Annotated in this window: 1 protein-coding gene; it reads right to left on the bottom strand. The window is 70.4% G+C overall.

The window, feature by feature from the left end:
- A partial coding sequence (locus tag G3N99_RS39900) for an FUSC family protein (RefSeq protein WP_346778523.1) occupies positions 1–1740 on the bottom strand: 1740 nt, incomplete at its 3' end.
- Positions 1741–1761 lie beyond the last annotated feature (21 nt).

Genomic DNA, 1761 nt, shown 5'->3' with positions numbered 1-1761 from the left:
GAGCGCGAGCGTGTCGTCGCGGATCGTGCGGCGCAGCCGCGTCGCGTCGGTGGCCAGGTTGCGCGGCAGGATCAACCGGAACGTGAGCAGCGTGAGGAAGGTGGCGAGCACCCACGCGACCGACTGGTTCAGGAACAGCGCGACGTCGGGGCGGAATGGATTGGTCGCGCCGGTCAGCGTGTTGAACGCGACGAGATATGCGAGCCCCGCAAGCGCGGTCTTCGGCACGCTCGTCGCATAGATGCCGGGCATCCAGAACAGCGCAAGTGCGACGACGAGCAGCGGAAAGCCCTCGATGCGCGGCAGGATGCCGAACGCGCAGACGAACGCGGCCGGCACGGCCAGCACCGTGCCCTTGATGAACGCCTGCGCGCCGGCGGCCGGGTTGCCGGCGGTCGCGAGCAGCGCGCAGTACGGTGCGACGACGAGCAGCATCATGTCGCCCTGGTTCCAGCCAGTGGCGAGCCAGAACGCACCGGAGATCGCGATCGCGCAGGCCGAGCGCACGCCATTGCGCAGGGCCGCCCCCGTGTCGCGGTAAAAGCGCACCCGTGCGGGCCGATAGCCCGGTCGCGGACGCTGCAATTCGACGAGCCCGTCGAGCGCCGCGCAGTAGTCGTCGATCTGTTCGATCAGCCGCTCGCCGGCGATCAGCAACGCCGCCTCGTCGCGCGGATTGCCGAGCGCGATGCCGTCGAGCGCGTCGCGCAAGCGTTCGCGCGCGTCGCCCAGCAGCGCAAGTGCGTGCGCCGCGCCGCCGGGGCCGCTGCCCAATGCGTCGGCGGCGGCCTGCCACGCGGCCGCGAGCCCCGGCTGCAGCGACGCGCCCGCGTGCGCGCCGGGACTGTCGGCGGGCAGCGGCGGCGGGCCGCCCGCGCGCGCGCCGAACAGCGACGCCATCCCGTGCCGCACGGCGGCCGCGCGTTGCGCGAGATCTTCCGATTCGGCCTTGCCGAGTGCGGGCAGATCGTCAATGCCGTAGATGCCGGCGAACAGCGCGTGCCGCTTGTCGTCGGCGGGCGCCGCCGCGAGGCCGTTGCGCTGCGCGGCGATGGCCCGTGCGACGTCGGCCGTGACGCGCGTCACCAGCGCTTCGAGTTTCGCGTGCACGTCGCGCGTGCCGAGCAGCATCGACACGAGGCTCAGGCACAGCACGCCGATCGCGACCGTCGAGCCGCGCCCGATCACGTGTTCGAAGGTCAGTTCGGGATGCTGCATCGCGCCGTAGGTCGCGAGACCGATCGTGTAGCCGGCCACCACGGTGCCCGACGCGCGGAAGTGCCGCAGCAGCGTCATGCCGGCAACGCAGACGCCGAGCCAGAACGCGAAGCCGAGGATGAACAGCAGCGGCTGCTGCGCGAAGCAGCCCATCAGCACGAACGCGACGACCATCCCCGCGATCGTGCCGACCACGCGCCACACGCCCTTGCCGATCACCGCGCCCTGCACCGGATTGATCACGAGCAGCACCGTCGACGCCGCCGAATACGGGGTCTCGAGTTCGAGCAGGTACGCGACGCCGAGCGCGAGCGCGGCGGCGATGACCGAGCGCGCGACATACGCGCCGCGCGGCGTGAAGATGTCGATGCGCGCGATCAGCGCCGCGGCCGCGCGATTCAGGCGGCGGGGCGAGATCGGAAGAGCGTCGGGTAGGGAAAGAGGGTATATCTCGGGGTAGATCTCGGGGGTCGCCGTAACATTAAAAAAAAAAAAGAACAGACGATGATCTCGATGGAGCACGAGAAAGATCACAGCGACGAA

It is taken from the genome of Burkholderia sp. Ac-20392 (assembly GCF_017104585.1).
Classification (GTDB): Bacteria; Pseudomonadota; Gammaproteobacteria; order Burkholderiales; family Burkholderiaceae; genus Burkholderia; species Burkholderia lata.
The sequence above is the reverse complement of the archived record's forward strand: the minus strand, read 5'-3'. Positions and strand labels throughout refer to the sequence as shown.